General features: G+C 68.8%; 22 protein-coding genes. 8 read left to right on the top strand and 14 right to left on the bottom strand.

Going from position 1 to position 25,531, the window contains the following annotated elements; translation table 11 throughout:
• Positions 1–120: 120 nt before the first annotated feature.
• From ASF22_RS23925 to ASF22_RS14175, 3 genes are all read right to left on the bottom strand, one after another.
• Positions 121–462 carry a hypothetical protein gene (locus ASF22_RS23925; protein WP_056265489.1) on the bottom strand — a complete coding sequence of 114 codons (342 nt, stop codon included), beginning with the start codon at positions 460–462 and terminating at the stop codon, positions 121–123.
• A 247-nt stretch (positions 463–709) separates the two neighbouring features.
• Positions 710–1,639: a transporter gene (locus tag ASF22_RS14180; protein WP_082483720.1), complete on the bottom strand. Its 930-nt coding sequence runs from the start codon at positions 1,637–1,639 to the stop codon at positions 710–712.
• 177 nt (positions 1,640–1,816) lie between these two features.
• On the bottom strand, positions 1,817–3,508 hold the full coding sequence (locus tag ASF22_RS14175) for a methyl-accepting chemotaxis protein (protein WP_056265486.1): 1,692 nt from the start codon (positions 3,506–3,508) through the stop codon (positions 1,817–1,819).
• 289 nt (positions 3,509–3,797) lie between these two features.
• On the opposite strand from ASF22_RS14175, the gene ASF22_RS23920 reads away from it, so the two are divergent.
• From ASF22_RS23920 to ASF22_RS25320, 3 genes are all read left to right on the top strand, one after another.
• Positions 3,798–3,965: a hypothetical protein gene (locus ASF22_RS23920; RefSeq protein WP_156647734.1), complete on the top strand. Its 168-nt coding sequence runs from the start codon at positions 3,798–3,800 to the stop codon at positions 3,963–3,965.
• 832 nt (positions 3,966–4,797) lie between these two features.
• The gene (locus ASF22_RS25325; RefSeq protein ID WP_348271150.1) at positions 4,798–4,980 is read left to right on the top strand and encodes a hypothetical protein; all 183 of its coding nucleotides are present in this window, start codon (positions 4,798–4,800) and stop codon (positions 4,978–4,980) included.
• A 75-nt stretch (positions 4,981–5,055) separates the two neighbouring features.
• A complete protein-coding gene (locus ASF22_RS25320) occupies positions 5,056–5,532 on the top strand; it encodes a Crp/Fnr family transcriptional regulator (protein ID WP_348271149.1) in 477 nt (158 codons plus the stop codon).
• A 499-nt stretch (positions 5,533–6,031) separates the two neighbouring features.
• Here ASF22_RS25320 and ASF22_RS14165 read toward each other — a convergent pair whose 3' ends face one another.
• Positions 6,032–7,609, bottom strand: a complete 1,578-nt coding sequence (locus ASF22_RS14165) for a gamma-glutamyltransferase family protein (RefSeq protein WP_056265483.1) — start codon at positions 7,607–7,609, stop codon at positions 6,032–6,034.
• 65 nt (positions 7,610–7,674) lie between these two features.
• A complete protein-coding gene (locus tag ASF22_RS14160; protein WP_056265480.1) occupies positions 7,675–8,298 on the bottom strand; it encodes a phosphatase PAP2 family protein in 624 nt (207 codons plus the stop codon).
• 204 nt (positions 8,299–8,502) lie between these two features.
• Here ASF22_RS14160 and ASF22_RS14155 point away from each other — a divergent pair, with 204 nt between their 5' ends.
• Positions 8,503–9,408, top strand: coding sequence for an SDR family oxidoreductase (locus ASF22_RS14155; protein WP_280137416.1), 906 nt, complete (start codon positions 8,503–8,505; stop codon positions 9,406–9,408).
• A gap of 260 nt (positions 9,409–9,668) precedes the next feature.
• Positions 9,669–10,466, top strand: a complete 798-nt coding sequence (locus ASF22_RS14150) for a lytic transglycosylase domain-containing protein (protein WP_082479005.1) — start codon at positions 9,669–9,671, stop codon at positions 10,464–10,466.
• Positions 10,467–10,511: 45 nt separating this feature from the next.
• Here ASF22_RS14150 and ASF22_RS14145 read toward each other — a convergent pair whose 3' ends face one another.
• Positions 10,512–12,602, bottom strand: coding sequence for a prolyl oligopeptidase family serine peptidase (locus ASF22_RS14145; protein ID WP_156647733.1), 2,091 nt, complete (start codon positions 12,600–12,602; stop codon positions 10,512–10,514).
• 193 nt (positions 12,603–12,795) lie between these two features.
• On the opposite strand from ASF22_RS14145, the gene ASF22_RS14140 reads away from it, so the two are divergent.
• Both ASF22_RS14140 and ASF22_RS14135 read left to right on the top strand, forming a co-directional pair.
• Complete coding sequence (locus tag ASF22_RS14140; RefSeq protein WP_056265475.1) at positions 12,796–14,217, top strand: alpha/beta hydrolase; 1,422 nt, start codon at positions 12,796–12,798, stop codon at positions 14,215–14,217.
• Positions 14,214–15,761, top strand: coding sequence for a GMC family oxidoreductase (locus ASF22_RS14135; protein WP_056265472.1), 1,548 nt, complete (start codon positions 14,214–14,216; stop codon positions 15,759–15,761). The genes ASF22_RS14140 and ASF22_RS14135 overlap by 4 nt, the downstream gene beginning before the upstream one ends.
• Here the strand turns inward: ASF22_RS14135 and ASF22_RS14130 are convergent.
• The 8 genes from ASF22_RS14130 to ASF22_RS14095 form a co-directional block, all read right to left on the bottom strand.
• A complete protein-coding gene (locus ASF22_RS14130) occupies positions 15,758–16,897 on the bottom strand; it encodes a glycosyltransferase (protein WP_244474291.1) in 1,140 nt (379 codons plus the stop codon). The two genes, ASF22_RS14135 and ASF22_RS14130, sit on opposite strands and share 4 nt — an antisense overlap.
• A 169-nt stretch (positions 16,898–17,066) precedes the next feature.
• Positions 17,067–17,921, bottom strand: coding sequence for a galactosyltransferase-related protein (locus tag ASF22_RS14125; protein ID WP_056265509.1), 855 nt, complete (start codon positions 17,919–17,921; stop codon positions 17,067–17,069).
• Positions 17,915–18,688: a PIG-L deacetylase family protein gene (locus ASF22_RS14120; protein ID WP_056265466.1), complete on the bottom strand. Its 774-nt coding sequence runs from the start codon at positions 18,686–18,688 to the stop codon at positions 17,915–17,917. Before ASF22_RS14120 ends, ASF22_RS14125 begins: the two co-directional genes overlap by 7 nt.
• A gap of 73 nt (positions 18,689–18,761) precedes the next feature.
• A complete protein-coding gene (locus ASF22_RS14115) occupies positions 18,762–19,820 on the bottom strand; it encodes an endonuclease/exonuclease/phosphatase family protein (protein WP_056265464.1) in 1,059 nt (352 codons plus the stop codon).
• A gap of 107 nt (positions 19,821–19,927) precedes the next feature.
• Entirely contained in the window at positions 19,928–21,058 is a 1,131-nt protein-coding gene (locus tag ASF22_RS14110) for a glycosyltransferase 61 family protein (RefSeq protein WP_056265461.1), read from the bottom strand.
• On the bottom strand, positions 21,055–22,161 hold the full coding sequence (locus tag ASF22_RS14105; protein WP_056265457.1) for a glycosyltransferase: 1,107 nt from the start codon (positions 22,159–22,161) through the stop codon (positions 21,055–21,057). Before ASF22_RS14105 ends, ASF22_RS14110 begins: the two co-directional genes overlap by 4 nt.
• Positions 22,158–23,294, bottom strand: coding sequence for a glycosyltransferase (locus ASF22_RS14100; RefSeq protein ID WP_056265506.1), 1,137 nt, complete (start codon positions 23,292–23,294; stop codon positions 22,158–22,160). The genes ASF22_RS14105 and ASF22_RS14100 overlap by 4 nt, the downstream gene beginning before the upstream one ends.
• 7 nt (positions 23,295–23,301) lie before the next feature.
• The gene (locus ASF22_RS14095; protein ID WP_056265503.1) at positions 23,302–24,381 is read right to left on the bottom strand and encodes a glycosyltransferase family 4 protein; all 1,080 of its coding nucleotides are present in this window, start codon (positions 24,379–24,381) and stop codon (positions 23,302–23,304) included.
• A 582-nt stretch (positions 24,382–24,963) separates the two neighbouring features.
• Here ASF22_RS14095 and ASF22_RS14090 point away from each other — a divergent pair.
• Positions 24,964–25,257 (top strand): hypothetical protein, encoded by a 294-nt coding sequence (locus ASF22_RS14090; RefSeq protein WP_056265454.1) that lies wholly within the window; start codon positions 24,964–24,966, stop codon positions 25,255–25,257.
• Positions 25,258–25,531: the final 274 nt, after the last annotated feature.

Below are 25,531 nucleotides of genomic sequence, written 5' to 3'. Positions count from 1 at the left end.
CCTCCGTCGCCGATGCCGCGCGGCCGGCGCGTTTCGCTCCGCCGGACGATGCGGACCGCGTCTTCCTGCTCGAACGGCGGCCGCGCGGATTGCGCCGGGCGGCCGTGACCGCCGGGCGCATCAGGCCGGTGGCGTCCGGATGACGAGGCCGACCACCACCAGGGCGCCGAGTACCAGCATCGGGATCGAGTAGTACTGCATCGGTATCCAGAACAGGGTGTGCTTTCGGACCAGCAGGACGCGCTGCCCCGTGCGTGCGTCGATCATCTCCCGGCCGGGCCGACCGTTGAGGCGCTTGCCCAGGACCCAGTTCGCGCTCGCTCCGACCAGCCACGCCAGCACGAGGCCGGTGGGCGCGGGGATGCCGACCCTGGGCAACTGGAGATCGAGAAGCACGCCGCCCGCGAAGGCGATAGCGGCGATGAGGGCGCTGAGGACGCCCCAGCCGGACCAGATGATCATCGGTGTCTTCTCCACGCGGGACTGCGCGCGGCGCGGCCCCCGGCCGCTCGCCCTTCGATCCCCGCGCCCCCCTCTTGAGGCGTGCAGAGACGGTTTCGCCCGATCGATCCCGAAAAGTCGAGGGCCTCGATCGGCCCGAAGCCCCGTTGCGGGGCACGATGCCCCGTGGCGGTGCCCGATGCCCCGTGGCGGGGCTCGATGCCCCGTTGCGGGGCCCGATGCCTCCCGCTGGACGGAAAGCCGAGGATCAGCGCCGGGCGAGGCTGGCCGGGCCGGTGACCGAGGGGGAGGGGGCGGCCGAGTTCGTGGCTTCCTTGTAGATCGGCACGATGACGCGCAGCCAGCCGCGGGTCTCCCGCCCGCCGTAATTGCGTTCGACCACGTCCTGCGTGACGTAGGCCTGCAGGTTCACGGGCCCGAAATTGTACCCGACGAGCCCGCCCACCGCGATCTGGCCCTGACGCCGATAGCCGGGAAAGCGCGTCGGCAGATCGGACGAGCCGAAGGCCACGGGGCCGATCTCCCACTTGCCGAACTTCTTCGTCGCCGTGAGATCGAGGTTGAGATAGTCGGGATAGACCCCGCCCTGGGGCGAGATCGGGTCGAGATAGATGCCGTAGAGCAGGTTCGCCGTGAGATTCCAGCCGTCGCCCGAATAGGTCGCGGCGAAGCGGTGGCTCAGCGAGGCGTTCTGGATCACGAACCGGGTCTCGACGGGGTGGTAGCCGCCGAACAGGTAGCTGACGCCGAAATTGTCGGAGAGCTTCCAGGCGAGCTGGGCGGCCATCAGCGGCACGCCGATGCCGCTCTGGTAGGGCGCGCCGCGCGCGCTCGCCGCCACCACGGGCTGGATCACCGCGAGGTTCAGCCGGGCGCCGAACAGGCTCCAGGGCGTCGCCCATAGGAAAGTCGGCAGGTTGATGTTGGATTCGGAACCGACGGGGCGCGTATCCCGCACGCCGAAGCTCGAGGTGTTCACGAAGTAGAGGCCGACGGGCAACTGCGCCCCGACGGGAAGGCCGACGGTCTGGCCGGGCTGCGCCGCGGATGCGGCCTCGGCGGCGCCGGAACCGAGACCGAGGACGCCCGCGACGAGCGCCGCGCTGCCGGACCGTGCCGTCCGTCGCAGATGGGCCGTTCCGAGCCGGCGGGCGGCCTTGCGGATTCTGCCGATCATTCGTCGCCTCTTCGGGGCCGTCCGCGGCACGGAATGCGCCGCGGCCGAACGAGCCCTCGGTAGAGTTGACGGGCCGACCGCCGTGTTTCGTCCGGTCCGCCCACGCGTCGAGGGCCCCCTGTCGCCCGGATGTCACAGATCGATCCGGGGACCGCCCGTCCCGCGGTCGCGCCCGGGTCAGGCGGCCCGTACGGTGCCGAGGAAGCGAGCCACCTCGGCGTCGAGGTGCTCGGACTGCCGCGAGAGTTCGGAGGCCGCCGACAGCACCTGGCTCGCCGCCGCCCCGGTCTCCTCGGAGGCGCGCGCCACGCCGGCGATGTTGTGCGTGACCTCGCTCGTGCCCGTGGAGGCCTGGGCGACGTTGCGCACGATCTCCTGCGTCGCGGCGCCCTGTTCCTCGACGGCGGCCGCGATGGAGGCGGCGACCTCGTTGATCTCGCGGATGCGCGTGGTGATGGAGCCGATGGCCGCCACCGCCTGGCCCGTCACCCCCTGGATCTGGGTGATCTGGCTGCCGATCTCCTCCGTGGCCCGCGCGGTCTGGGAGGCGAGCTCCTTCACCTCCGTGGCGACGACGGCGAAGCCCCGCCCGGCCTCGCCGGCGCGGGCCGCCTCGATGGTGGCGTTGAGGGCGAGCAGGTTGGTCTGGCTCGCGATGTTGGCGATCAACCCGACCATGTCGCCGATCCGGGCCGAGGCCTGGCTCAGGGCCTGGACGAGCTGCATGGTCTGGTCCGCTTCGCCCACCGCCATCTGGGCGAGGCCGGAGGAGCCGGAGACCTGGCGCCCGATCTCCTGCACGGAGGAGCCGAGCTCCTCGGCGGCGGCCGCCACGGTCTGGACGTTGGCGGCGGCCTCGCCGGCCGCGGCCGCGACCGTCGTCGATTGGTTCGCCGTCTCCGACGCCGTGACGGTCATGGTCTGGGCCGTCGCCTGAAGCTCGGTCGCCGAGGACGAGACCATCCCGACGATGCCCCCGACGGCGTGCTCGAAGGCGTCGGCCATCTGGCGCATGCCGGCCTTGCGCTGCGCCTCGGCATCGAGGCGTGCCTGCGCGGTCTCGGCTTCCAGGGCGCGGGCGCGGAGCATGTTGTCCTTGAAGACCTGCACGGCGCCCGCCATGGCGCCGATCTCGTCGCGCCGCCCGACGGCCGGGATCTCCGTCGCGGCGTCGCCACCGGCGAGCCGACCCATCGCGGCCGTCATGCGGCCGAGGGGGCGGCTGATCGACAGGACCAGCATCACCACGGCGCCAAGGGCGAGGATCGCCGCGCCGACGAGGAAGCCGAGCATCTGCGTCCGCGCGGTCTCGTAGGCGGTCTGGGCCTCGACGCCGCTCGCGGCCGCCGCCGACATCTCGGACTCGACGAGCTTGTTCAGGGTGGCGACGATGGCCCGGATCGCGTCGGACAGGGTGGAATTGTACTGCTCCTGCGCGGCTTCGACGTCGCCGCGCTCTGCGAGGCGGAACCCTTCGGTCTGCTGCGCGAGATAGGCCGCCCATTGGCGCTCGAAGCTCGCGTACAGGTCGCGCGTCGCCGGGGTTTGGATCAGGCCGGCATAGCGCGACCGGACGCCGTCGAGTTCGGCCAGGCGCTGCTGGATCGCGCTCAGGGCCTCGGTCTTCTGCTGCGCCGTGCGCGCCGAGAGCACGCGATTGCCGTTGACGCGGATCCGCAGGGTCGCGGCCTGGATTCCGCCGAGCGCCTGTGTTGCCGGAAGCCGCGTCGCCCGCATCTCCGTCGCCGCCCGGTTGATGGTCTCGATCTGAAAGTAGGCCAAGCCCGCCAGGGCGCAGATCAGCGCAAGCATGACGGAGAAGCAGGCAATCAATTTGCCCCGTATCGACGTAAGAATGGTCACTGACATAACTCGTTGATGCTGAAAGCGGATTTTAGCGGCCGACTCCTTGTACCGGGGAGAGACGAAAGCAGGGTTAACGGGTGATGCCCCGACCAAACGTTTCCGAACGTGATCGACACCCGTACTTCGCGGGGCGCAGGGCTATACAATGCGAAATCCATCATCTTTCTGGTATTCGCAATCGATCGGAAACTTTCACCCACTCGACCGCACTTCGGATCACGAACACATTCGTTGCGCATACCACAGCCGTGAATTGGCGCGCGGAGTCTAACCCAGGTGATTTCGGACCATCATGGCTTTCCATAGCCTCATGGGGCTGGAGATCATCCAGTCGACCTCGTCGGTTCTTGATGTTCCCCCGATCACAGCCGACGAGGTCGTCCGTCTGGAATACGGGTATCGCGATGCCGGGCATGTCTTCCGCACCGACGATGTATTGGAGCACTGGCGGAAGACGTGACGTGCAGAGTCGGGGCGGCCATCGCCCAGGATCGGTCCCGTGCGAGAAGCCCTCATCTCACATCTGAGGGATCTGGAGCTTCGCGCACGGCGTGAATCCATCGAACAGGATGTCATTCAGGTGGTCGCTTCGGGTCGTAACGTCCTGGGGGATCGACACGAGATCACCTCGGCGAACACGGTGATCCGATAGACATCCATCGGATCGATCGCGCGGAAGGTTGGGTCGCCGCGCGCTCGATCGCGGGGAAAACCGCGAACTCAGTGGGCATCACGGCAATCGCGGCCATGCGATGCGAGCGCGTGACGGCTGTGCCAGTCCGCGCGCCGTACGAATCGCTTCGGTGCTGTCACCCGAACGCCGACCTGTCCGTGTGGCTTGGTGAAGTCCGGCGGCTTGGCGAAGTCCGTGCGTTCAGGCCAGCCAGGGGCGATACGCATCGGTTCCGCGATCGCGCGGTGGACGGGACTTCCACGAGCGAAGCGCCGACCGCATCGGCGAGGACGAAACCGCAGAGCAATGAACCGATCCCCTCGCGTGCGAATGGCGCGGTCCTGCCGGGAAACGCAGCGGAAGCCTACAGGTAGGCTTGGTCGCGATGGAACAGGTCGACTGCATCCGGCGCGAAGCCGCGCGGTGTGTGCAGGTGGACGCGCGGAAGCGGACCTGGGGTCGAGGCGCGGGCGGGATCACGGCGGCCAAACCGTATGGATCGTATCCGAAAGGGCGGGACTTCTAACGTAAGTTGGTGTGAGCCGATCTCACATAGGTTAGATGCGACATCGTGTTCGGTTTGGCACCCGGATCTCACCCGGGAACGAAGGACCGGACGATGACCCATCCGCTTATCGTCAAGCTGGAACAGTTCGAGCACTTGGACGACGAAGAGCGCCGTGCGCTTCTTGCTCTGACCGACGGGCGAATGCTTCACTACGAGCCCCGGTCGGACATCATCCGCGAGGGTGAAGACCCACGGGTCGTGCGCTTGGTCCTTTCGGGTTGGGCCTGCCGCTAGAAGCAGCTTCCGGATGGCTGCCGCCAGATCGTGGCTTTCTTTCTGCCCGGCGACCGGTGTGACCACAACGTCTTCGTGCTGTCCGAGATGGACCACTCGATCGGCACGCTCACCGCCGTGACGCTGATCGAGATCGCGCCGGCGGCGTTCGAGGCCATGATGTCCGCACGCCCGCAGGTGACGCGGGCCTTGTGGTGGGAATCGCTGGTGAATGCGGGGACCCAGCGGGAATGGATCCTCAACCTCGGCGGACGCGACGCCCTGGAGCGGCTGGCCCATCTATTCTGCGAATTGTTCCATCGCCTGCGCGGCATCGGGCAGACGCAGGACGCCAGCTACGACATGCCCCTGACTCAATCGGACCTCGCCGAGGTCACCGGCCTGACACCCGTGCACGTCAACCGGACCTTGCAGACGTTGCGACAGCGCGGACTCCTGACGCTGAAAGGGCGCCGGTTGACCATCCTCAATCGGCCGGGACTGGAGCGGTTGGCATTGTTCAATCCCAACTACCTGCACCTCGAACGGGTTGGCGCGCGTCAGGACGCGTGAGACGCCGGGACCGCCGCCAGATCATGCGATCCGTACGACGATGCTTCGAACGGTGAAACTCGACACTTTCAATACCAGCGCTTCCCAGTTCTCATGCTTGGATGTCGTGGGCGAATCGTGTCATGTTGCATAATTCATTGGAAATTCGCGTAGACTTGGATATCCAAGACGACGATACCGGTACGGTCTGTGAGGACATTCGCCGCAAACCGTCTGGCCGCCCATAACCGCTTTCCGTCGATCGCGCACGACGAAATTCCGCGCGACGGCGACCGCCGGACGATCGCCGTGCTGGTGACCGACGAGGATGGGTGGCCAGTCCACGGAGCGACGTTGAAGTGCGCCGGGTTGTGGTTGTCGCGATGACCGCGCGGCACCGTTTCAAGGGCGCGGGCGATCTCACGGGTCCGGCGCCCGGCCGCTGGTCCCGCGTGATTTCCCCGCGGGAGACCGGACGGCGTCGATCGACCCGGCGGCGATCTTCGCGGCGCTGCCCCGTTCAATACCCCAGCGCGCAGCCGTCCTTGCGGGGGTCGGAGCCCGCCGTGAGGGTGCCGGCGGCATGGTCGATCCAGATGATCTGGCCGCCGCCGATGGGCTGGGCCGCGGCGAGCGGGGTGTGGCCGCGGGCGGCGAGGCCCGCCGCGAGGCCGGGGCCGAAGCCGGGCTCGAGTTCGAGGCCGCCGCCGTAGGCGAAGCTGCGGGGCGCGTCCAAGGCCTCCTGTACGTCGAGGCCGCGGTCGAGGAGGCCGGTGAGCAGCTCGACGTGGCCCATGGCCTGGTAATGCCCGCCCATGACGCCGAACGGCGCCACCGCGCGGCCGTCGCGCATGAGCATGCCCGGGATGATGGTGTGCATCGGGCGCTTCTTCGGCCCGATGGTGTTGGGGTGGCCGGGCTCGACCCGGAAGGACAGGCCGCGATTGTGCAGGAGCACGCCGCTCTCCGGCGCGGTGATGCCGGTGCCGAAGGGCTGGAAGATCGAGTTGATGAGGGAGATGGCGTTGCCGTCGCGGTCGACCACGCAGAGGTAGATCGTGTCGGTGTGGGCGATCTCGGGCCAGATCACGGGACTTTGCGCCCGGCCCATGCTGATGGCGCCCCGCGCCCGCGCGTGCCACGCCTGCGAGAGCAGGTGATCCACCGGCACGGCGGCGAGCACCGGATCGGCGAACAGGGCATCGCGGTGATGGTAGGCCTGCTTGCACGCCTCGGCGAAGAGGTGGACCCGGTCGAGCTCGGACAGGGCGCCGACGTCGTCGGCGCCGAGCATGTTGAGCATCATCAGCACGGCGAGGCCCTGGCCGCTCGGCGGGCATTCGTACACGTCGTAGCCGCGATAGCGCGTGGTGATCGGGGTGACGATCTCGGGCGCGGCGGCGGCGAAATCCTCCAGGGTGTGGAGGCCGCCCAGCGCCTGCAGGCGGTCGACCATGTCGCGGGCCACGGGGCCTTCGTAGAAACCGCGCGCGCCGTCCCCGGCGATGCGCCGCAGGGTGGCGGCGAGGCGCGGGTTGCGCATGCGCGCGCCCGCCTCCGGCGCCGCGCCGCCGGGCAGGAAGAGCGCGGCCGAGACCGGATCGGCGGCGACCCGCGCGGCGTTGCGGGCCCAGTCGAAGGCGACGCGGGGCTGCACCGGATAGCCGTCCTCCGCGTAGGCGATGGCCGGCCGCAGCAGCGCGGCGAGGTCGCGCGTGCCGTGATCGGCGAGCAGGCGGCTCCAGGCGGCGACGGCGCCCGGCACCGTCACCGCATGGGGGGAGGTGGGCTCGATGGTGACGCCTTGCTCGAGGTACCACGCATCGTGCGCCGCCGCCGGGCTGCGGCCCGAGCCGTTGAGGGCGATGGGGACGGAGGCGCCCTTCGGGGCGTACAGGGCGAAGCAGTCGCCGCCGATGCCGGTCATCAGCGGATCGACGACGCATTGCACCGCCACCGCCGCGATGGCGGCGTCGACGGCATTGCCCCCGGCCCGAAGGGTCTCGACGGCCACCAGGGAGGCGAGGGGGTGCGAGGTCGCGACGGCGGCCGCACCGGCATGGACCGGGGAACGCCCGGGCCGGGCGAAATCTCTCATGGGCCAGTCCTCTTCTCGGGCGCGTGCACGGGCAAATTCTCAGGCGAGTCCCTCAGGCAAATCCCTTACCGGGATGGCGCCGGAGGTCGAGGGCCGTCGGTCACGGGTCCGGCGACGTGGTTCACGGCGGCCTCGGCGGCGAGCCCGATCAGGGCGCCGACCGCCACGTCGGCCGGATAATGCGCCCCGCGCAACACCTGCGCCACCACGATGAGGCCGGCCCCCGCCTGGACCGCGCCGCCCGCCTCCGGACACGCCCGGGCAACGGCGCGCGCCACCGCGACGCTCACCGCCGCATGCCCCGACGGGAAGGATTGCCACGGCCCGTCGTTGGGGCCGAGCCAGCCGCGGGCATAGGTGTTCTCCTCCATCAGGACGTTCGGCCGGGTGCGATGGACGAGGCGCTTGAGGGTGGTCTTCGTCAGGCTCGCCAGGAGGCCCGCCCCGAGCATGTGCCGGCCCGTCGCCGCCAGCCGGGCGTCGCCGCGCGCAGCGCCCACGGCCCAGGTCGCGGCCGAGACCGCGAACAGCACCTCCCAGGCGCCGACTTCGCTCAGGCTCCCGAGGGTGCGGACCGCCCGATGGTCCTTGGCCGTGGCGAGGCCGACGCCGAGGGCGATGTCGGCGGCCTCCCCCGGCAGCAGCCGGGTGTCGCGGGTCCGGGCCGGGGTTCTCTTACGGTCAAGCATGCGTCTCAACGCGGCCGGGGTGCTTCCGTTCGACGGGTCCCTGCGGCGCGTGTGTGCCTGCGTCCCGGGAGTACCTACGTCCCGTAAGTCCCTGCGTCCCGTAAGTCCCTGCGTCACAGGGTGCGGCGCGCGGCGCGCCCTACATGGCCGCGCGACAGGGGGCCGTCCGAAGCGCCCCCGCCAGCGGAAAGCACCGGACCCATCATGCAGCCCGATACCATGCAGCCCGGCACCAATCCCGACCCGCGCGAAGCCGGCCCCCGGCCGCCGTTTCCCGGCGACCAGCAGCAGGAGCGCCCCGGCCTCACCACGAAGATGGACCCGGCGCCCGACCACGGCGAGACGAGCTACGTCGGCAAGGGCCTCCTCACCGACCGGGTCGCCCTCATCACCGGCGGCGATTCCGGCATCGGCCGCGCGGTCGCCATCGCGTATGCCCGGGAGGGCGCCGACGTCGCCATCGCCTACCTGCCCGTCGAGCAGTCCGACGCCGAGGACACCGCCGCCTGGGTGCGCAAGTCCGGCCGCCGCGCGATCCTCGTCCCGGGCGACCTGCGCGATCCCGCCTATTGCCGTGCCCTCGTCGCCCGGACGGTCGCGGAGTACGGCCGCCTCGACATCCTGGTGAACAACGCCGCCGCCCAGGTGGTCAACGAAGGTCTGGACGATCTGACGGAGGCCGACATCGAGGGCTCGTTCCGGGCCAACGTGTTCGCGATGATGTACCTCGCCCAGGCCGCCGTGCCGCACATGAAGCCGGGCGGCGCCATCGTGAATTCCACGAGCCAGCAGGCCAAGGTCGCCACGAAGTCGATGCTGATCTACGCGGCCACCAAGGGCGCCATCGCCAGCCTGACCATCGGCCTGTCGAACCTCCTCGCGCCCCAGGGCATCCGGGTGAACTGCGTCGCCCCCGGCCCGGTCTGGACGCCGATCCAGCCCATCGTGAAGGGGCCGGACGAGATCGCGTCGCTCGGTGCCGACACGCCGCTCGGCCGCGCCGGCCAGCCGGCCGAACTCGCCCCCGCCTACGTGCTCCTCGCCTCCCGCGAGGGCAGCTACATGAGCGGTGCCCTCGTGCCGGTGACGGGTGGCGTGCCGATGTACTGACCGCCCGGTGCGCAGACCGGCGCAGCCCGTGGTGTGACGGAGCGCGCCACCGTTCCATTCGGCCCTGCGCCGTTCCACGCCGCAGGGGCCGGAACGGCATGCGCCGGTCCGTGCCGGGGAGCCTTCCCTGTCACTATCGCGAGAAAACGCCCGATCCGAACGGTCGAGGTGTCCCGGTGCCTTGGAGTTGACATCGTCCAATGGCCGAGCGGTGCCCGAACCGGCTCGTCGGAGCCCAAGGTCGTTTTAGGAGTTGTCGAATGTCGAGACGCGGGTACATGACGTTTTCCGGTGCGGCCTGCGCCGTCGCCCTCCTTGGTTTTGTCGGTCAAGCCCAGGCGGCGACCTGCGGAAACTCGGCGTCCGGCTTCGAATCCTGGAAGCGCGAATTCGCCGACGAAGCCCGGGGCCGCGCCAGCGCGGAAAGTCTCGCGGCGCTGATGGGAACATCCTACTCCACGGCGACCATCTCGGCCGATCGCGGCCAGAAGAGCTTCAAGCTCAGCCTCGACCAGTTCCTGGCCAAGCGCGGCGGCCCCGCCATCGTCTCCCGCGGCCGCGCCCTCAAGCAGCAGAACGCGGCCCTGTTCGCCTCCATCGAGCAGCGCTACGGCGTGCCCGCCGGTCCGCTCCTGGCGATCTGGGGCATGGAGACGGGGTTCGGTGCGGTCCGGGGAAACATCAACACCCTGTCGGCCGTGGCGACCCTCGCCTACGATTGCCGCCGCTCGGCCTTCTTCACCGATCAGCTCAACGCCGCCCTCACCCTCGTCGATCGCGGCATCCTCACGGCCGGTACCCGGGGGGCCGCCCATGGCGAGGTCGGCCACACTCAGTTCCTGCCGAAAAGCGTTCTCAACTACGGTACGGGCGGTAGCCTCGACAGCATCCCCAACGCCTTGAACGCAACGGCGAATTTCCTCAAGGCGCATGGTTGGCAGCGCGGCGCCGGCTATCAGCCGGGCGAGCCGAACTTCGCGGCGATCCAAGGCTGGAACGCCGCCACCGTCTACCAGAAGGCCATCGCTCTGCTCGGCAGCCGCATCGACGGTCAGTGATCGCGCATCCCGGGCTTCCCGCTGGGAAGCCCGGAGTCCGCCCGCTTAGACCGGGTTCGGGTTCCACCCGATGGATCGGCGCAGGAAGTTTATGCCGAGCGCCATGAAGGTGGCGGCCTGGGTGCTGTCGTTGCCGTAGCCGTGGCCGCCGGCGGCGGGCTCGTAGAACGCGGCACCGTAGCCGAGGGCCTGGAGCTTTGCCGCCATCTTGCGGGCGTGCCCCGGATGGACCCGGTCGTCCCGCCGGCTCGTGGCGATGAGGATCGGCGGGTAGGGCTCTCCGGCGCGTGCCGCATGATAGGCCGAGATGCCTTGGAGGAACGACCAGTCCGCGGGATCGTCGGGGTCGCCGTACTCCGCGATCCAGCTCGCGCCGGCGAGCAGCTTGGTGTAGCGGCGCATGTCGATGAGCGGGATGGTACAGAACAGGGCACCGAAGCGCTCGGGGTAGCGCGTCAGCATGTTGGCGATGAGGAGGCCGCCGTTCGATCCCCCCTCGGCGGCGATGCGGTGGGGCCGGGTGACGCCGCGCGCGACGAGATCCGCGGCGACGGCGGCGAAATCGTCATGGGCCAGCGCCTTGCCTTCGCGCCGGCCGGCTTCATGCCACGCAGTCCCGAATTCACCGCCACCGCGGATGTTCGCGCTCACGCAGGTACCGCCCGGCTCGAGCCACAGCTTCCCCATAACCGCCTGATAGGTCGGCAGAATCGAGACCTTGAAGCCGCCGTAGGCCGTCAGGTGAACGGGCGCATCCCCCGTCTCGCCCACCGGTCCGGTCTGGACGTAGGGGATTCGGGTTCCGTCGGCCGAGATCGCCTCGTGCCGCGTCACCCGCAGTCCGGCGGCATCGAAGGTCGCCGGCGTCGTGCGCAGAACGGTCGGGGTCGACAAGGCAGGTGGGATCGCCAGGAGGGTCGGCGGCGTCACCGGGTCCTGCATCAGGGCGCTCAGTTCGCCGTCCGCGTCGTCCGGATCGGCGTCGAGGGGCCACACCGAGACGGTTCCGATGGCGGGCACGCCGGGTATGGGCCTTTCGGTCCAACCCGCGGCGCTTCGCTCGCAGACGCTGAAGCGGGGGCTCAGATTATCGAGTGCGCCGATGACGAGGCGGTCCCCGGACCAGAACACATCCTGCAGCGCGCGCCGTTCACTCGGCTCCCACAGCACGGTGAAGTCGCGCGCTCCGGCGAGAAAGTCGGACAGGGCGATGGCCAGGACCGTATCGGGTCCATAGGTCCGCCCGCCGACGCTCCAGGCCGTGCGGGGCTGCACGGCGAGCCCATCATGATGCAGGTGAATCTCGGCGTCCGATGGAACATCGAGGCGGATCTCGACGCCTTCGCGGTCGGCCAGGTGGAGAAAACCATCGAAGAAGCCGGTACGCTCGGCGATGACGATGCGCTCGCCCGTCGGCGGTCGCTCGACGCCGGCCCACACACCCATGTTCTCCGGTGCGGTCTCGAAAAGAATGCGCGCGGCAAGCGGGTCCGTGCCGCGCGCCCACAGGCGGACGGTCCGGGGATAGCCCGCACGGGTCGCCATGCCGTCGCCCAGGGCACTCGACAGCAGCAGCGTGTCTCGGTCGAGCCACGTCGCACCGCCCTTGGCTTCGGGGAGAATGAACCCATCCGCGACGAAGGACCGCTCGATGAGGTCGAATTCGCGCAGGACCGTCGCGTCGCCACCGCCCCGACTGAGCTTCAACAGCACCCGGTCGCGCGATACGGGAAGAAGGTCGGCACCGGCCCAGACCCAATCTTCGCCCTCGCTGGCCGCCAGGGTGTCGAGATCGAGGATGACATCCCATTCCGGGGTCCCGGCGCGGTAGCCGCTCTCGTCCGCGCGGCGCCACAAGCCACGCGGATGCTCGGCGTCCTTCCAGAAATTGTAGAGCTGCTCACCGCGCCGGCGCACCATCGCGATACGATCGGGGCGGTCCATCAGATCTCGCGCCGTGTCGCGGTCTCGGGCGAAGGAGGCGTCGGCGTAGAGTGCGAGGGTCTCGGCGTTCCGGGTCTCCACCCAGGCCAACGCGTTCTCGCCATCCACCTCCTCGAGCCAAAGGTAGGGATCGTCGTCCGGATATTCGCGGGTCGGGCGTGGATCGGGCAACGGAGCGATGTTCTTCGTCATGGCCGAGAAGGTAAGCCAACTCGCTCGCCGAGACACGACCCCGGTCTTCGAATTTCCGCTCCGCGTCGGACAGCCGCGCACGCTCTCCGCAGGGGGACTTTTCGCCAGAAGCCGGGATTAAACCGTTGGGGTGCAGCGAGGGGTCGCGGGTGCGCTCGCTTGAAGCGGCGCTGTAAGAGGCGATGTCGATGCGATGTTGCACGCCTCCCTCGATCCACCGACCACCCTTTTCTGCCTACACTTCTTAGGCGGCTCCTCGCGCGAATGGGGAGAGATGACCGCGAGCCTCGGCGAGGCCGCGACGTGCATCCCGTTCGACCTCCCAGGCTTCGGCGACGCCTCTAGCGTCTCCGGCACATCCGTGGAGGCCATGGCCGACCACATCGCCGGGCAGATCTCCGAGTTCTTGCCGGCGCGCTGGTGGATCGCCGGCCATAGCATGGGCGCCAAGGTGGCTCTCGCCCTGGCGCGCCGGGCGGAGGACGGAGACGATCGTCTGGCGGGCCTTAGCGGCCTCATACTTCTGGCAGGCTCACCGCCGAGTCCCGAGCCGATGTCCGACGAGAAGCGGCAGGCGATGATCGCCTGGATTTCTGCGGATGAGCGTACGCGGCAGGCCGAGGCGGGCGACTTCATCGATCAGAACGTCGGCGCCCCTTTGAAGGCCTCGGACCGGGCACAAGCGGTGGCGGATGTGCTGCGTGCCGATCCCGGGGCTTGGACGGCTTGGCTCGAAGCGGGGAGCCGCGAGGACTGGTGTGCCTGCATCGGTGTTCTACGAACGCCTGCTCTGGTTCTGAGCGGATCGGAGGACAGCGATCTCGGAGCGGCCGCACAGATCTGCCTGATGATTCCTCATCTCGCCAACGCTCGGCACGTCGTACTTCAGGGGGCCGGGCACCTGCTTCCCCTAGAACGGCCGCATGCCGTGGCGGATCTGATCCGCGAGGAGATGGTCCGTCCTGTCGAGGCCTCGCCTGGCGCAGTGCCTGTGCCCGCCTCCTACGCAGACCTCATCGCGTCGCCGCGCGTCAACAACCGGCTCCGGGAAGCTATCGTAGCACGGGCCGAGCCCGACGATCCGGCCTACCGTCCAGAGGTGCTGAATGCCCTCGAACTCGCAAGTCTGCGCGCGATCGTCGATCGTGTGCTGCCGCAAGACGGGCGGACCGCCATGGATATCGGTGCTCGCATCGAGGCACGTCTGGCGTCGGGCTCGGGCGACGGCTGGCGCTTCGCCGCATTGCCGGCCGACCCGAAGGCATACGCGGCCGCCCTACGGACCATCGATGCGGCGGCTTACGCTGCTCATGCCGTCGGTTTCCTCGCCCTTCCGGGTTCGGTGCAGGATTCGCTGGTGGCAGCCGTTGCCGATGCGAAGTTGCCGATCGTCGGCAGTGAGCTCGATGCCGCACAAATGAAGCTGTGGTTCGAAGATCTGCGTGGCGACGTGGTGCGCACCTACCTCGCTCATCCCGCGTCCCTGGCGCGTCTGGGTTTCGGCGGCATCGGCGCCGGTGGAGACGACGCCGCGCGTCTTCCCGGTTTCGTGGAATTCGGGATCGATGCCCGCGAATCCTGGGAACCCGTGGCCCAGGCGGGAGAGGCTCGATGAATCTCGATTCCATGCGCCGCTACGCCCTCGACGATGCTGTCGATGCCGTTGTGATCGGGACCGGCGCCGGCGGAGCCCCCCTCCTCGCCAGACTGGCCGCGGCGGGCCTGAAGGTGGTCGCCCTGGAGGCGGGGCCGAACTTCGATCCGTCCCTGTTCGCTTTCGACGAAACCCTGGCCGACGAGATCTATTGGACGGACGAACGACTGAGCGGCGGCTCCACGCCTGAGGCGTTCGGGGCCAACAACAGCGGTACCGGGGTCGGAGGCTCGACCTTGCATTGGGGGGCGTTCACACCGCGGGCGGACCAGCGTGACCTGAAGCTCTTCACGGAGACCGGAGAGGGCGTCGACTGGCCGCTCGACTACGAGGATCTGCGTCCGTTCTACGAGCGGGTTGAGAGCTTCATCGGAGTTTCGGGACCGCAGGCCTACCCGTGGGATTCAGAGCGGCGCTACCCGCTGGGTCCGGTTCCACGCAATGGTCCGGCCGGAATCATGGCTCGGGCCTGCGAGGGGTTGGGCATTCGCGCCACGGATGCGCCGGCGGCCGTGGTGTCGAGGGACTTCGCCCAGGAGGGCGGGGGGACCCGAAACGCCTGTATCAATTGCGGCTTCTGCCACCAGGGCTGCCGCAACGGCGCCAAGACCAGCATGGACGTGACCTACCTGCCCCTGGCCGTTGCGCACGGTGCCGAGATCCGTTCCCTGTGCCGCGTCCATGGAACGGAGCACGATGGGATGGGACGCATCACGGCCGTGACGTACCGCAAGGATGGAACGGACCATCGGCAACGATGCGCCGCGGTGTTTCTGTGTGCAGGTGCCGTGGAGAGCCCCCGACTCCTACTGCATCTCGGCCTCGCCAACGGCAGCGGTCAGGTCGGGCGCAACTACATGGGGCACGTCGCGACGCAGGTCTGGGGCACCTTCGACGGCGAAGTCCGGATGAACCGGGGCTATCCGTCCTCCCTCATCAGCGAGGACATGGTGCGGCCAGCGGATGCCGATTTCGCGGGCGGCTACCTCATGCAGAGCCTCGGTGTCCTGCCGCTGACCTTCGGCAATTCCGTGGCGCGGGGCCGCGGTCTCTGGGGTCGGGCCCTGACCGACTACCTCGGCCGCTACAACCACTTCGCGGGGATCGGGATCAACGGCGAGACCCTGCCGTGCGATGCCAATGTGCTCACTTTGTCGGGTGAGGTCGACGCGTTCGGGGTGCCGAAGGCGCAGATCAGCTTCGGTTACGGCACCAACGAGCACCGTCTCAACGCCCACGCCACCCGGACCATGAAGGCGATCTGGGAAGCGGCCGGGGCCAGCGACATCTGGGTCCTGGAGCGGGTGGCCCACACCCTCGGCACCTGCCGCATGGGCCGGGACGGCGACACGGCCGTCGTGGATCCGTTCGGGCGCAGCTTCGAGGTGCCGAACCTCTGGATCTGCGACGGGTCGACCTTTCCGAGTTCACTCGCGGCGAACCCGGCCCTGACCATCATGGCGCTGAGCCTGCGTACGGCCGAGGCGTTCCTCAAGGGCCGCTAGGGTGCCTCCAACCCCACCGCGACGGGCCGTGGCGGCGGGGTGGTGACGCGGCGGTTGGCGATCCGGGTCAGCGCCCGGATCGGCACCAGCGCAAGGCGGGCGAGTCGAGTGTGGTGCGGCAGTTCGAACGGCCCCAGCGGCCGGTAGACGAGGCGCGGACTCACCCGCTCGGCCTCGGCCACGGCGAGGCCGGGAAGCGGCAGGGCGGCGATGCGGACGGCATCCGTCTCTGAAATCTTGAGGAAGCGCGCCCAACGCCGCGTCCCCTCAAGGCGGCCCTCGCCGTGCAGCCGCCGCAGGTGCCGTCGGCACAGGTAGCGGAACACCGCGCGCGGCACCGCCTCGAGGCGGGCGTCACACAGGCTCTCGGGCTTCTCGCAGCGGGCCCGGATGGTGTCGGCGACGCCGCCGGGCGCCCGGCCGACGAGGCGGCCGGACACGGTCACCACCACCTCGGGGGCATGCCGCACGTGGTAGCCCTGCCGCAGCAGGGCGGCGACGAAGGCACCGTCCTCGCCGAGCGCGATGGCGGGCATGCCGCCCACGGCCACGTAGGCTTCCCGGGTCACCGCCAGGGTGGCCCCGATGGTCGTACGGTGGCACGGCCAAGGGTCGTGGGGATCGGGGTCGATCCGCGCCTCGATCTCCGTCAAGACGGCGCTGTAGGCATCCTCCAGGCGGCCGCGTTCATGCAGGGAGGGCGGCAGCAACGCGGCCTCGTCGGCATCGAGTTCGATCCGCCCCGCGACCGCATCGGCTCCGGCCCGTAATGCGGCGAGATTGCGCAGGACCCAATCCGGCGGGACCCGGCTGTCGGCATCCGTGGACAGAATGGCGCCGCCGGATGCCGCCCCGATCCAATCGACGGCGGCGTTCATGGCTTCGCGTCGGGCCCATCCGGCATGGGCTTGCGCATACGTGACGTGGCTGACCCGCATCGGCAGCGACAGGCTCGGCCGCAGGGCTTCGACGATGGCCTCCGTCCCGTCCGTGCAGTTGTTGAGGAACAGCACGAGTGCGAGGCTGCCGGGTGCGAGGCCCGTTTGAGCGTCGATGGCCCGCAGGCAAGCCTCGATCCGTTCGGCCTCGTTGCGGACTGGAATCGCGATGACGGTGTTGGGAACGGCAGACGGCACGACGGGTCTCCTGGCGGCCGGCGTTCGACGGCGCGGCAGAACGCGTCCCTAGCAGGTCGGCGAAGCGGAACAATGGCGACGCTTGTGGGTGGATGACGTTCGTTGCCCCGTCCTGCGCCGCCGATGCGAAACGACGTCGGCCCGGTTCGTCAGGACCTTCGAAGGCCTTTCAGAACGGATCCTCCGACGCCACCCGTACCGCCGCGACCTCGGCGTGAGAGGGCGCGCGCAGGACAGTCAGGTCATCGTCGCGCCAGATCGCCGAAACGTGGCCGAGGCGGGCGAAGGCGTCGAGCCAGCCGTCCATGGGCCAAAGGCCGTGGCGGGCATGGAAGCGACGGGCGTTGCGGACGATGCTGTCGAAGTGCTGAAGGGGCGGGTCGCAGGCGAGGTGGTGCTGGTGGTAGGCTTCGCCGCGCGCCGTCAGCAGCACCGGCACCCCGGCGGCAGCGGCGCGGAAAGCGAGGTCGGTGTCCTCCGCACCGTAGCCGTCGAAGGCCTCGTCGAATCCCCCGAGGCGGTCGAAGGTGGCCGTACGCACACCGAAGGCAAGGGACCAGAACAGGCCAGGATTGTTCGTCGGTTCCCGCCCCGCCTCGGGAAACACCCGGACCGGATGCGGTTGTCCGGCCGCATGCAGGCCGGCCGGTGTCCAGCTATCCGTGACCGCCCCGAATGGGAGGTAGCGGACCTCGCAGCAGATCAAACCATCGGCCTCGGCCAGATCGTCGTCGAGGCTCTCGACGAGATCCGGGGACGGGATGCAATCGACGTCGAGGTAGACGAGATGGTCGCCCGACGCGACCCGCCGTCCGGCGTTGCGGGCCCGCGCCAGGGGGAGCCCGTCGGCGCCGAGAACGATGCGGCGGACGGGAAACCCGTAATCCGGCAGGGGAGGGGGCTCCGCACCCATCTCCACCACCACGCATTCGGCGGGTGGCGTTCCGCGCGCCAAGCCTTCGAGGAGGCGGGCGAGATGGGCATCTCGGCCCTTGTTCAAGGTGACGACGCTGGCGCTCACGATGGGGATGCCTCGGAGACCACCGGACCCATTCGCAGAAAGATCTCGTGCGGTCCCGCGAAATTGGCCAGCATGTCGGGCGCGAGGCGAAACCCCGTGGGATCGTCGGCGATAAGGTCGGTGGTCTGCGAGCGGTGGGCGGCCACCGCCCTGGCCTTCGCCGGGAGATGCGCGGCGATGTCGAGGCGGTAGCCCTCGGGGGGGTCGCCCACCTCGGTCTCCGGCGGCAGGGTGAACCCCCACACCGGATAGGCATAGGCGGGCAGGGCCGGCCGCTGGACCTGGGCCAGGGCGACGATGGCAGCCGAGGCTTTGTGGTCGCAATGCGGATCGTGACCCCAGGTGACGAACAGGGCGCCGGCGTTGCAAGATGCGGCGTCATCCAAAATCGCGGCGGCGGCGGCCTCCGCCTCCGGGCCGGCACTCGGCGCATGCGCATCGGGCAGACGCAGGAAGCGCACATATTCCGGGGCGAGGCCGAGTTCGGCCACGGCCGTGCGGGTCTCGTCCTCGCGCAGTGTCCGGAGACGCTCGGGCGGATACATGGCGGAGTGGGTGTGCGACCCGCACCCGTCGGTGACGACGACGAGACGCACGGCGCGGCCGAGGCGGCAGGCCTCCGCGATGAGTCCGCCGCATCCGAGGCTCTCGTCGTCGGGATGGGGAGCGACCACCACCAGTCCCTTCTGCGAGCCCGCCTCTCCGAGAATGGTGTCGAGGGAGGCGACGGGCAGGCGCCCGGCGGCGGCGAGGAACGCTTCGAGGTTCATGTGGTCCTCGTGGATCGGTGGGAGACGGGCTTCGGCATCACCGATGTGGTCGGGGAGATCAAGCCGCCGCGACCTACTTCACGGCCTCGATGGCCTCGCGCCCTGCTTCCATGTCCGAGGCGGTCGCCTCGGGCGCGTCCTGCACCCTCGGCGCGACCGCCGTGCGGCACAGGGAGATCAGGATCGGGAAATGGTCCGAGCCGATATACGGCAGCCGCTCCAGGCGTCCGAGAAGGAAATCGTCGCTGAAGAAGATGTGGTCGAGGGGCCAGCGCAGCAGGGGCCATTTGGCGTTGAAGGTCGGGTACAGGCCCCGTCCGATCCGCGGATCGAGGAGGCCGCTGATCTTCTGGAACAGGGTGGTGGTACGCGACCAGGCAACGTCGTTGAGGTCGCCGGCCACCACTGCCGCCCCGTCCAAATCCCGCACCTCGCGGGCGACCATGACAAGCTCGGCGTCCCGCGGAGCGGAGCTGTGACCCGGATGGGGCGGGCGCGGGTGAACGCCGAACAGGGTGAAGCGCTCGCCAGACGGGAGGACCACGACGGTGCGGATCGACGGCACGTCGTCTTGGAGCAGGAACCGCACCTGCGGGTTCTCGAGCGGGAGCTTGGCGTAGAACAACAGCCCGTAGGTGTTGGGCTGAGGCTGCTCGATGACGCTCGGATAGCGCGCTCTGAGGGAAATGAGCGCGTCACGCCAGCGCGCATCGGTCTCCAGGACGAGCAGGAGGTCTGGATCATGCCGGTCCACGAGGCGCAGCAGGCTCTGGTGATCGGTGTTGTCCTGCAGGACGTTGGCGACCAGAAGCGAGACCTCAGCGTCGCGGCGGCAGGTCGCCGCCGTCGCGGCCACGGCCTGTGGTGCGTGCAGGGGCGTGAACGGGAAGATCCGGTAGGCCTGGTAGGCGAAGCAGGCGAGGAGGGCGGCGAACAGGGCCAACCCGGTTCTGTCACGGGCAAAGATAAGGAGCAGGATGAGGATCGGGACGCTGGCCACCGCCACCTGAAGGCGCGGGAAGTCGAAGGTCCGGATGAACCCTGCGTCGCTGCGGATGAACGGGATGAAGGTGGAAGCCACGAGGAACCAGCCGGCTCCCTTGAGAGCCCATATCCAAGCCGATCCCGCCACGCCCGCGCCTCCGCAACTCCAGACCGGTCAAGGCCAAGTCCGACCAAACGCCGCGAGTGTGGCGATGGTGCCGATGGGCGATGGGAATTCTTCGTCGGGGCGTCGATTCAGGAAACCGCATCCATGGCATCGAGCAGCTCGGTTGCGAGGGCACCCGGCATGGTGATCCGACGGGCGTCGCCGGCAGGGTCTCCGAACGCGAAGCCCGTCGGCTGCGCCCGGACATGGCCGATACCCGCTTGCAGAATGCGAATGAAGCCAGTGGGCGACAGCATCACGCCGACGCGTGTTCCGGCAGGGCTGAACGCTGTATTGTGCAGAGCCGATCCGGCCTCGCCGACGACGTGGGTCGCTCCGGCGAACAGGGCTACCTGTCGATCGAGGGGAAGGGATTCGGGGTAGACCAACGTGTAGCCGCGCCGCACGGCCATGGCTTCGATCTCGGCGGCGTTGCTCAACGACGACCCCTCACCGGTTCGGGTCCGGCTGACGTAAAGGCGCTGAGGTCCCGCTCCGGGCGCAGCGGGGAACAGATTCCAAGCCAAGTTGACCCAGGGCGAGACTGCGCTGCGCCAGCGCAGGAAGCCAGGCACGTAGACGTCGTCTGCGAGGAGGGTCTCGCGGCCCTTGTCGTGCCAGATGACGCGATCGGGACCGATCCCCGCGTTTCGCAGCATGCCCGCGACCCATGGCGCGACATCGGCATCGAGGATGATCCGCACCCGCATGGGCGCCGAAAGAGCCATGATCAGTCGTGGCCAGAGGTCCAGGAGCCAATGTCCCCAAACCGCTTCACCGCCCTGTGAGAGGAGGATGCAGGGTTCGTCGATGACACGCACCCGCGCAGGCGGCGCGATGCGGGCCATCGTTCCGTCGAGTTGGAGGAACCCGGCGTTGAACGGATAGTCGAAGCGTCCGAGTTCGTGGAATCCATAGCGGTCGAGTTCGATCAACGTGCCGTCGCGGACAAGGAGTCCCTTGCCGAAGATGAGCGTACCGCCCCCCAAGCGGTACAGCCGGATGGGGGGGACCGAGGCGGTGTGGAGGTCGTACGTCGCGCGGTCGCCAGATCCGAGCCAGCACAGCGGTTGCACTACCTGATCGTACGGTGCGGCGAACTCGTGGAATTGGATACCGATGCCCGGGCCGGCGCAGAGTTCGCCGACGGTTCCCACCGCCGCCGCGACCCCGTCGAGGGGGCACCGCGCGACGGTTCTGGGCTGGAGCGGGGATGTCACGCGCGTCGTCCGTTCGAGTATGGCGCCACGCCTGGGCCGACGGACTTCGGTGCGCTGGCCTGCGGATCAAGCCTGTCGGCGAAATCTCCGATCAGGCGTGCGGCCCGCGTCAGGGCGTCGGGCTGGTCGAGTAACGTCATGAGCACCGGATCGAGTGCCAGACCAGCCCGAACCAAGGCCGGCCAATCCCCGGGGGGCGGCCAGTCCGCCCGATGAATCGCCGCCCCATGCGCCTGAAGCGCCCGCGCGGTGGCGGCCTGCTCGTCGAACGCACGAGGCTCGGGAATGCAGACGAAGCGCTTGCCCCGTGCCACGACACCCGAGACGACGCCATCGCCACCGGTCCCGATGACCAGGGCCGCGCTGTCGAGGTACGGTCCGATATCCGGGATCCATCCGTGCAGACGGAGGTTCTCCGGGCACTCACCGCCCTCGTCGGTGACCGGGCCGACCACCTGCCACTGGCGCTCCGGCACCGCGCGGGCCGCGGCGGCGAGATCGGCGAACGATCCACCCGCTCCACCGCGCCCGTAGACGACGACGATCGAGCCGTCTTCCCCGATGGGATCCGCTTTCGGAGCGGCGCTCAAATAGCCGACATACGCGGTCTTGGATCGGACCCATTCGGGGTTCGCTGCACCGTCGAGCGCTCGAGGAAAGAATGCGAGCAGGCGTTCGGCACTGCGAAACGCCTCGAGATGGGGCGGGTCCGTGCGGTCGCCGGGCAGCCGCACCACCAGGGTCGGCACCGAGAGAAGTCTGGAGAACAAGGCCACTTCCGCAGAGACGTCGACGATCATCAGAACAGGATCGGCCGACGCGACCCAAGCGGCAATCCGGGCCATGCGGTCGCGGAGTCCATCGACGCCCAACGGCGCGTAATGCAGGGCCATGGGCCGGGTCGCCGCATTGTCGCGACCGTCGAAGCCAGCGGCGATGCGATCGTCGGGCAGATCGACGAACGAGTCGACCCCGGGGTCGGCCCCGTCGAACGTCCCAAGCAGGGTACAGGGCCGGGCGAGGGTCCGCGCGATGAGGCGCGCCCGCGTTGCGTGGCCCGCGCCCTGGTGGTGGACGTAATAGCCGATGGGCCGCCGGTTCATGCGGCCGGCGCCATCGCCGCTCCGTCGGCCCGTTGCGCACCAAGTTCTCGCTGAAGCGTTTCGAGGTCGGCGAGAACGTCGTCGAGCGGCTGCGCCTCAGGCTCCGGCCCGGGCTCGCCGATCCGCGCATCGAGTCGCTCGACGAACGCGATGGCGTTGGGGCACGGTTCGGCCGCGATCTCGGCGGCCGTCGCGTCGATGGTGCCTTCCGCAATGCCGAGCCGGCGCAGGGCAGCGGGCCAGTCGGGGCCGGTCTCCCAGGCGAGGCGCCAGTCGCGGCGGCGCTCGATGAGCGCGCGCCAATGGGCGGCGGGCGGCAACCGGTAGCTCCCCCGGCCTTCGGCGATCCGGGCACGACGGAGCATTTCCGTCGCCATGCCGCCCTCGACGCGCCCGGTGGCACGATCGGACACCCCGATCGACACGGCTGGGCAGTGGCGCACCCTCCCGCCGACGCGGCGGACGCGGCTGACGAGTGCGTTGTCTTCACCACAGGCGATGGCTGGTAGCCCGCCGACGGATTCGTACAGATCGACGCGCAGGGCGAGGCTCGCCGCGACATGGTCGCCGTGGCGCGGCGCGGGGTCGTGCGACGGCGGATCGAGGATGTCCTCTAGGGCCCGCACCCCGCTCCAGTAGCGCTCGATCCGGGCATGGAGATCGCTCAGGGCCGGATCGGGTCGTTCGATTTCCGGATCGATCACCAAGCGACCACCGACGAGGTCGGCGCCGTCGAGGGCCCGCAGGTTGGCAAGCGCCCAGTCGGTCGGGGCCACCGCATCCGCATCGGTGCTTAGGAGAACGCCGTCTTCGACACCTTCCTCGCGCAGCCAGACGACACCGGCTTCCAACGCCATGCGCCGGGCGGTGCCGACATGCGCGTCGGGGGGCGCGATCCGTGCCTCGACGACCCGCAACCGCAGGTTCGCGCAGCTACCCTCGCCTGCAAGGGCCGACAGAATCGATACGGTGTCGTCGGTGCAGTTGTTGGCGAGAACCACGACCCGCAACGGCGCGTCGGGACCGGCCCCGGCCTGGGCGTCGAGGGACCGGATCAGCCGGGGCAGTGTGCCGGCCTCGTTGCGAGCGGGCACGCAAACGACGGCCCGCGCGAGGGCCCCGTGATCGCGCATCACCGGCTCAAGCCTCGCCGAGCGCGTGGGCATGCAGGACGGTCGGCGCGGCGAGACGCATTTCCGCACGGTAGAGCGTCTCGTAGCGATCCGTCATCACGTTGGCATCGAAGAGGTGCTCGGCCCGGCGACGGCACGCAAGACGTTCGAGCCCGACAGCCTCGGAGACCGCCCGGCCGAGGTCGGCGACGTCGTCGGCACGTGCCAGCACGCCGCAGGACGCGTCGAGGATATCCGGAATCGCACCGCGCCCGAAGGCCGCCACGGGCGTGCCGCATGCTAGCGATTCCGCCACCACGAGGCCGAACGGCTCCTCCCAGCGGGGGCTGCACAGGGTGACGTGGGCCTCGCCGACCCGCCGGGCGAGGTCGGCATGCGAAAGGTGTCCGAGATAGGTCACGTCCGCTCCAAGGCGCGGAGCGATCATGCTGTCCCAGTAGGCCGGGTCACTCTGCGGCCCCGCGAAGACGAGAGGCAGGCCGGCAGCGCGCGCGGCATCGATGGCGAGATGCGGCCCCTTCTCGGGCACGATGCGTCCAGTCCAGATGGCGTGCGGTGGGCCCGCCGGCTGGGCATTGAACGCGAAGGCTTCGAGATCGATGCCGTTGCCGATGACGAGCGGGCGCGGAAGCACAGTGCACCACTCCTCGGCCAGGGATTTGGAAACGGCGGCGAACGTCATGTCATGCGCGCGCGCGACCACGCCCTGCACGAAGGGCTCGAAGGGCGGCGTGTGCAGCGCCGTGACCATGGGCGCCGCGACCTCGTGGGCACGCAGCAACGGCAGGGGATGCAGACTGTTGTTGTGGACGATATCGAAGCCGCCTTTTGCGACCGCGTCCATGATGCTGTCGTAGGCGTGAGCCTCGAGGAGGTCGATTCGAGCCGAGGACGCCTCGTCGAAGGCGCTGCCCGTTGGCGCACAGACAGCCACGAGGCCGAGATCCGCCTGCGAGCCCTCGGAGGCAAAGAGCGTCACGTGGTGTCCGCGCGCCCGCAAGGCACTTGCGAGGAAATGCGTATGCATCTCCAAGCCGCCCGAGAAGGGCTGGGCGATGGGGTACTTGAGATGCGCTATGATCGCGATCTTGACGGGGTTCGCGACATCCCTGCTCGAAGAAGGTGCGAACCCGGCGTGAAGCGAGGGTTTTGCTATGGTTCGGCCGAGCACGGAGCTTTTCGGCTGAGCAGCGCCAAGTTGCCGGCGAATGGGATCGAGACCGGTCGCGGGTCCGATCAAAGTGTCAAACGAGTGCTTGGAGGTCGCTGCAGTCACGTTGGCGATCCGGTCCGCTGGATTCCGAGTAGGTGAGCCTTATCCATATTTTGTCTGAACGATCCCTGACTTCGGATCAGCCCCGGTAGGCGGACACGCTGGCCTCCCGTCCGCAAGGGGACTGATCCAAGGTGCTTCTTACGACGGACGTACGATGGCCGACACCAATGGCGAACGTCCCAGTCAAAAATTCGAATTTGGGTAAAAGGGAATATGCGGCAGGTTCCGCCACCGAAAACCGCGCTTCTCCGTATCCCCTGCGGTCGAGCCATCCTCCAATGACTGGCGGATACTGCAGTGCACCACGAAAATCCACTTCTTCTCAGAACTTCCTCAGGAACCAGTCACACAGCACGACGTTTCAGCTTCACAAGAAACGTTTCGGAGGAAAACATGCTACGTTCGACCAAGCTTGCTGGCGCTGCCGCTCTCCTGATGCTGTCGTCCACCACAGTCTTCGCTGCGCCGTGCGCCACTGGCACGGCCGGCAAATCCGCCGCCTCGGAGAAAAGCTCGAAGGTCGATGGCGCCAGCACCGGCAACGTCAGCCCGGGCGCAAAGGCCGAGTCCCCCGGAACGGTTGGGGCGATGAACAACGCCGGTTCGAACACGGCCACGTCACCGAGCGATGTCGCCAAGCAGGCCGAGGGCAAGCCCACGGCGGCCCAGCAAGGCAACGATTGCTGATCGAGCAATCGCAGTTCGTCCAGCCTGGATGAAGATCCGAACGGCAGGTGGGGGCGCTACGGTTCAAGCCGTGGCGCCCTCGCTTTGCGTCTCCGAGACTGCGAGCTTGTTGGATGAATTGCGCGGGCGGCGCCGCACCCTGACCGTTCTAAATGCCCATTGAGAGGCGTCAGAGGGCCTTTGGCTGGGGTGTCGTTGATCTGTCGCGAAAATCGCATCGTTCGGTCATTTGGCCGTTGACGGTTGGGCTATGGGCCCGTAGAAGCCTGTTCAT

Origin of the sequence: Methylobacterium sp. Leaf87 (assembly GCF_001422775.1) — a bacterium.
Lineage (GTDB): Bacteria > Pseudomonadota > Alphaproteobacteria > Rhizobiales > Beijerinckiaceae > Methylobacterium.
This window is presented reverse-complemented; position numbering and strand designations above follow the sequence as displayed.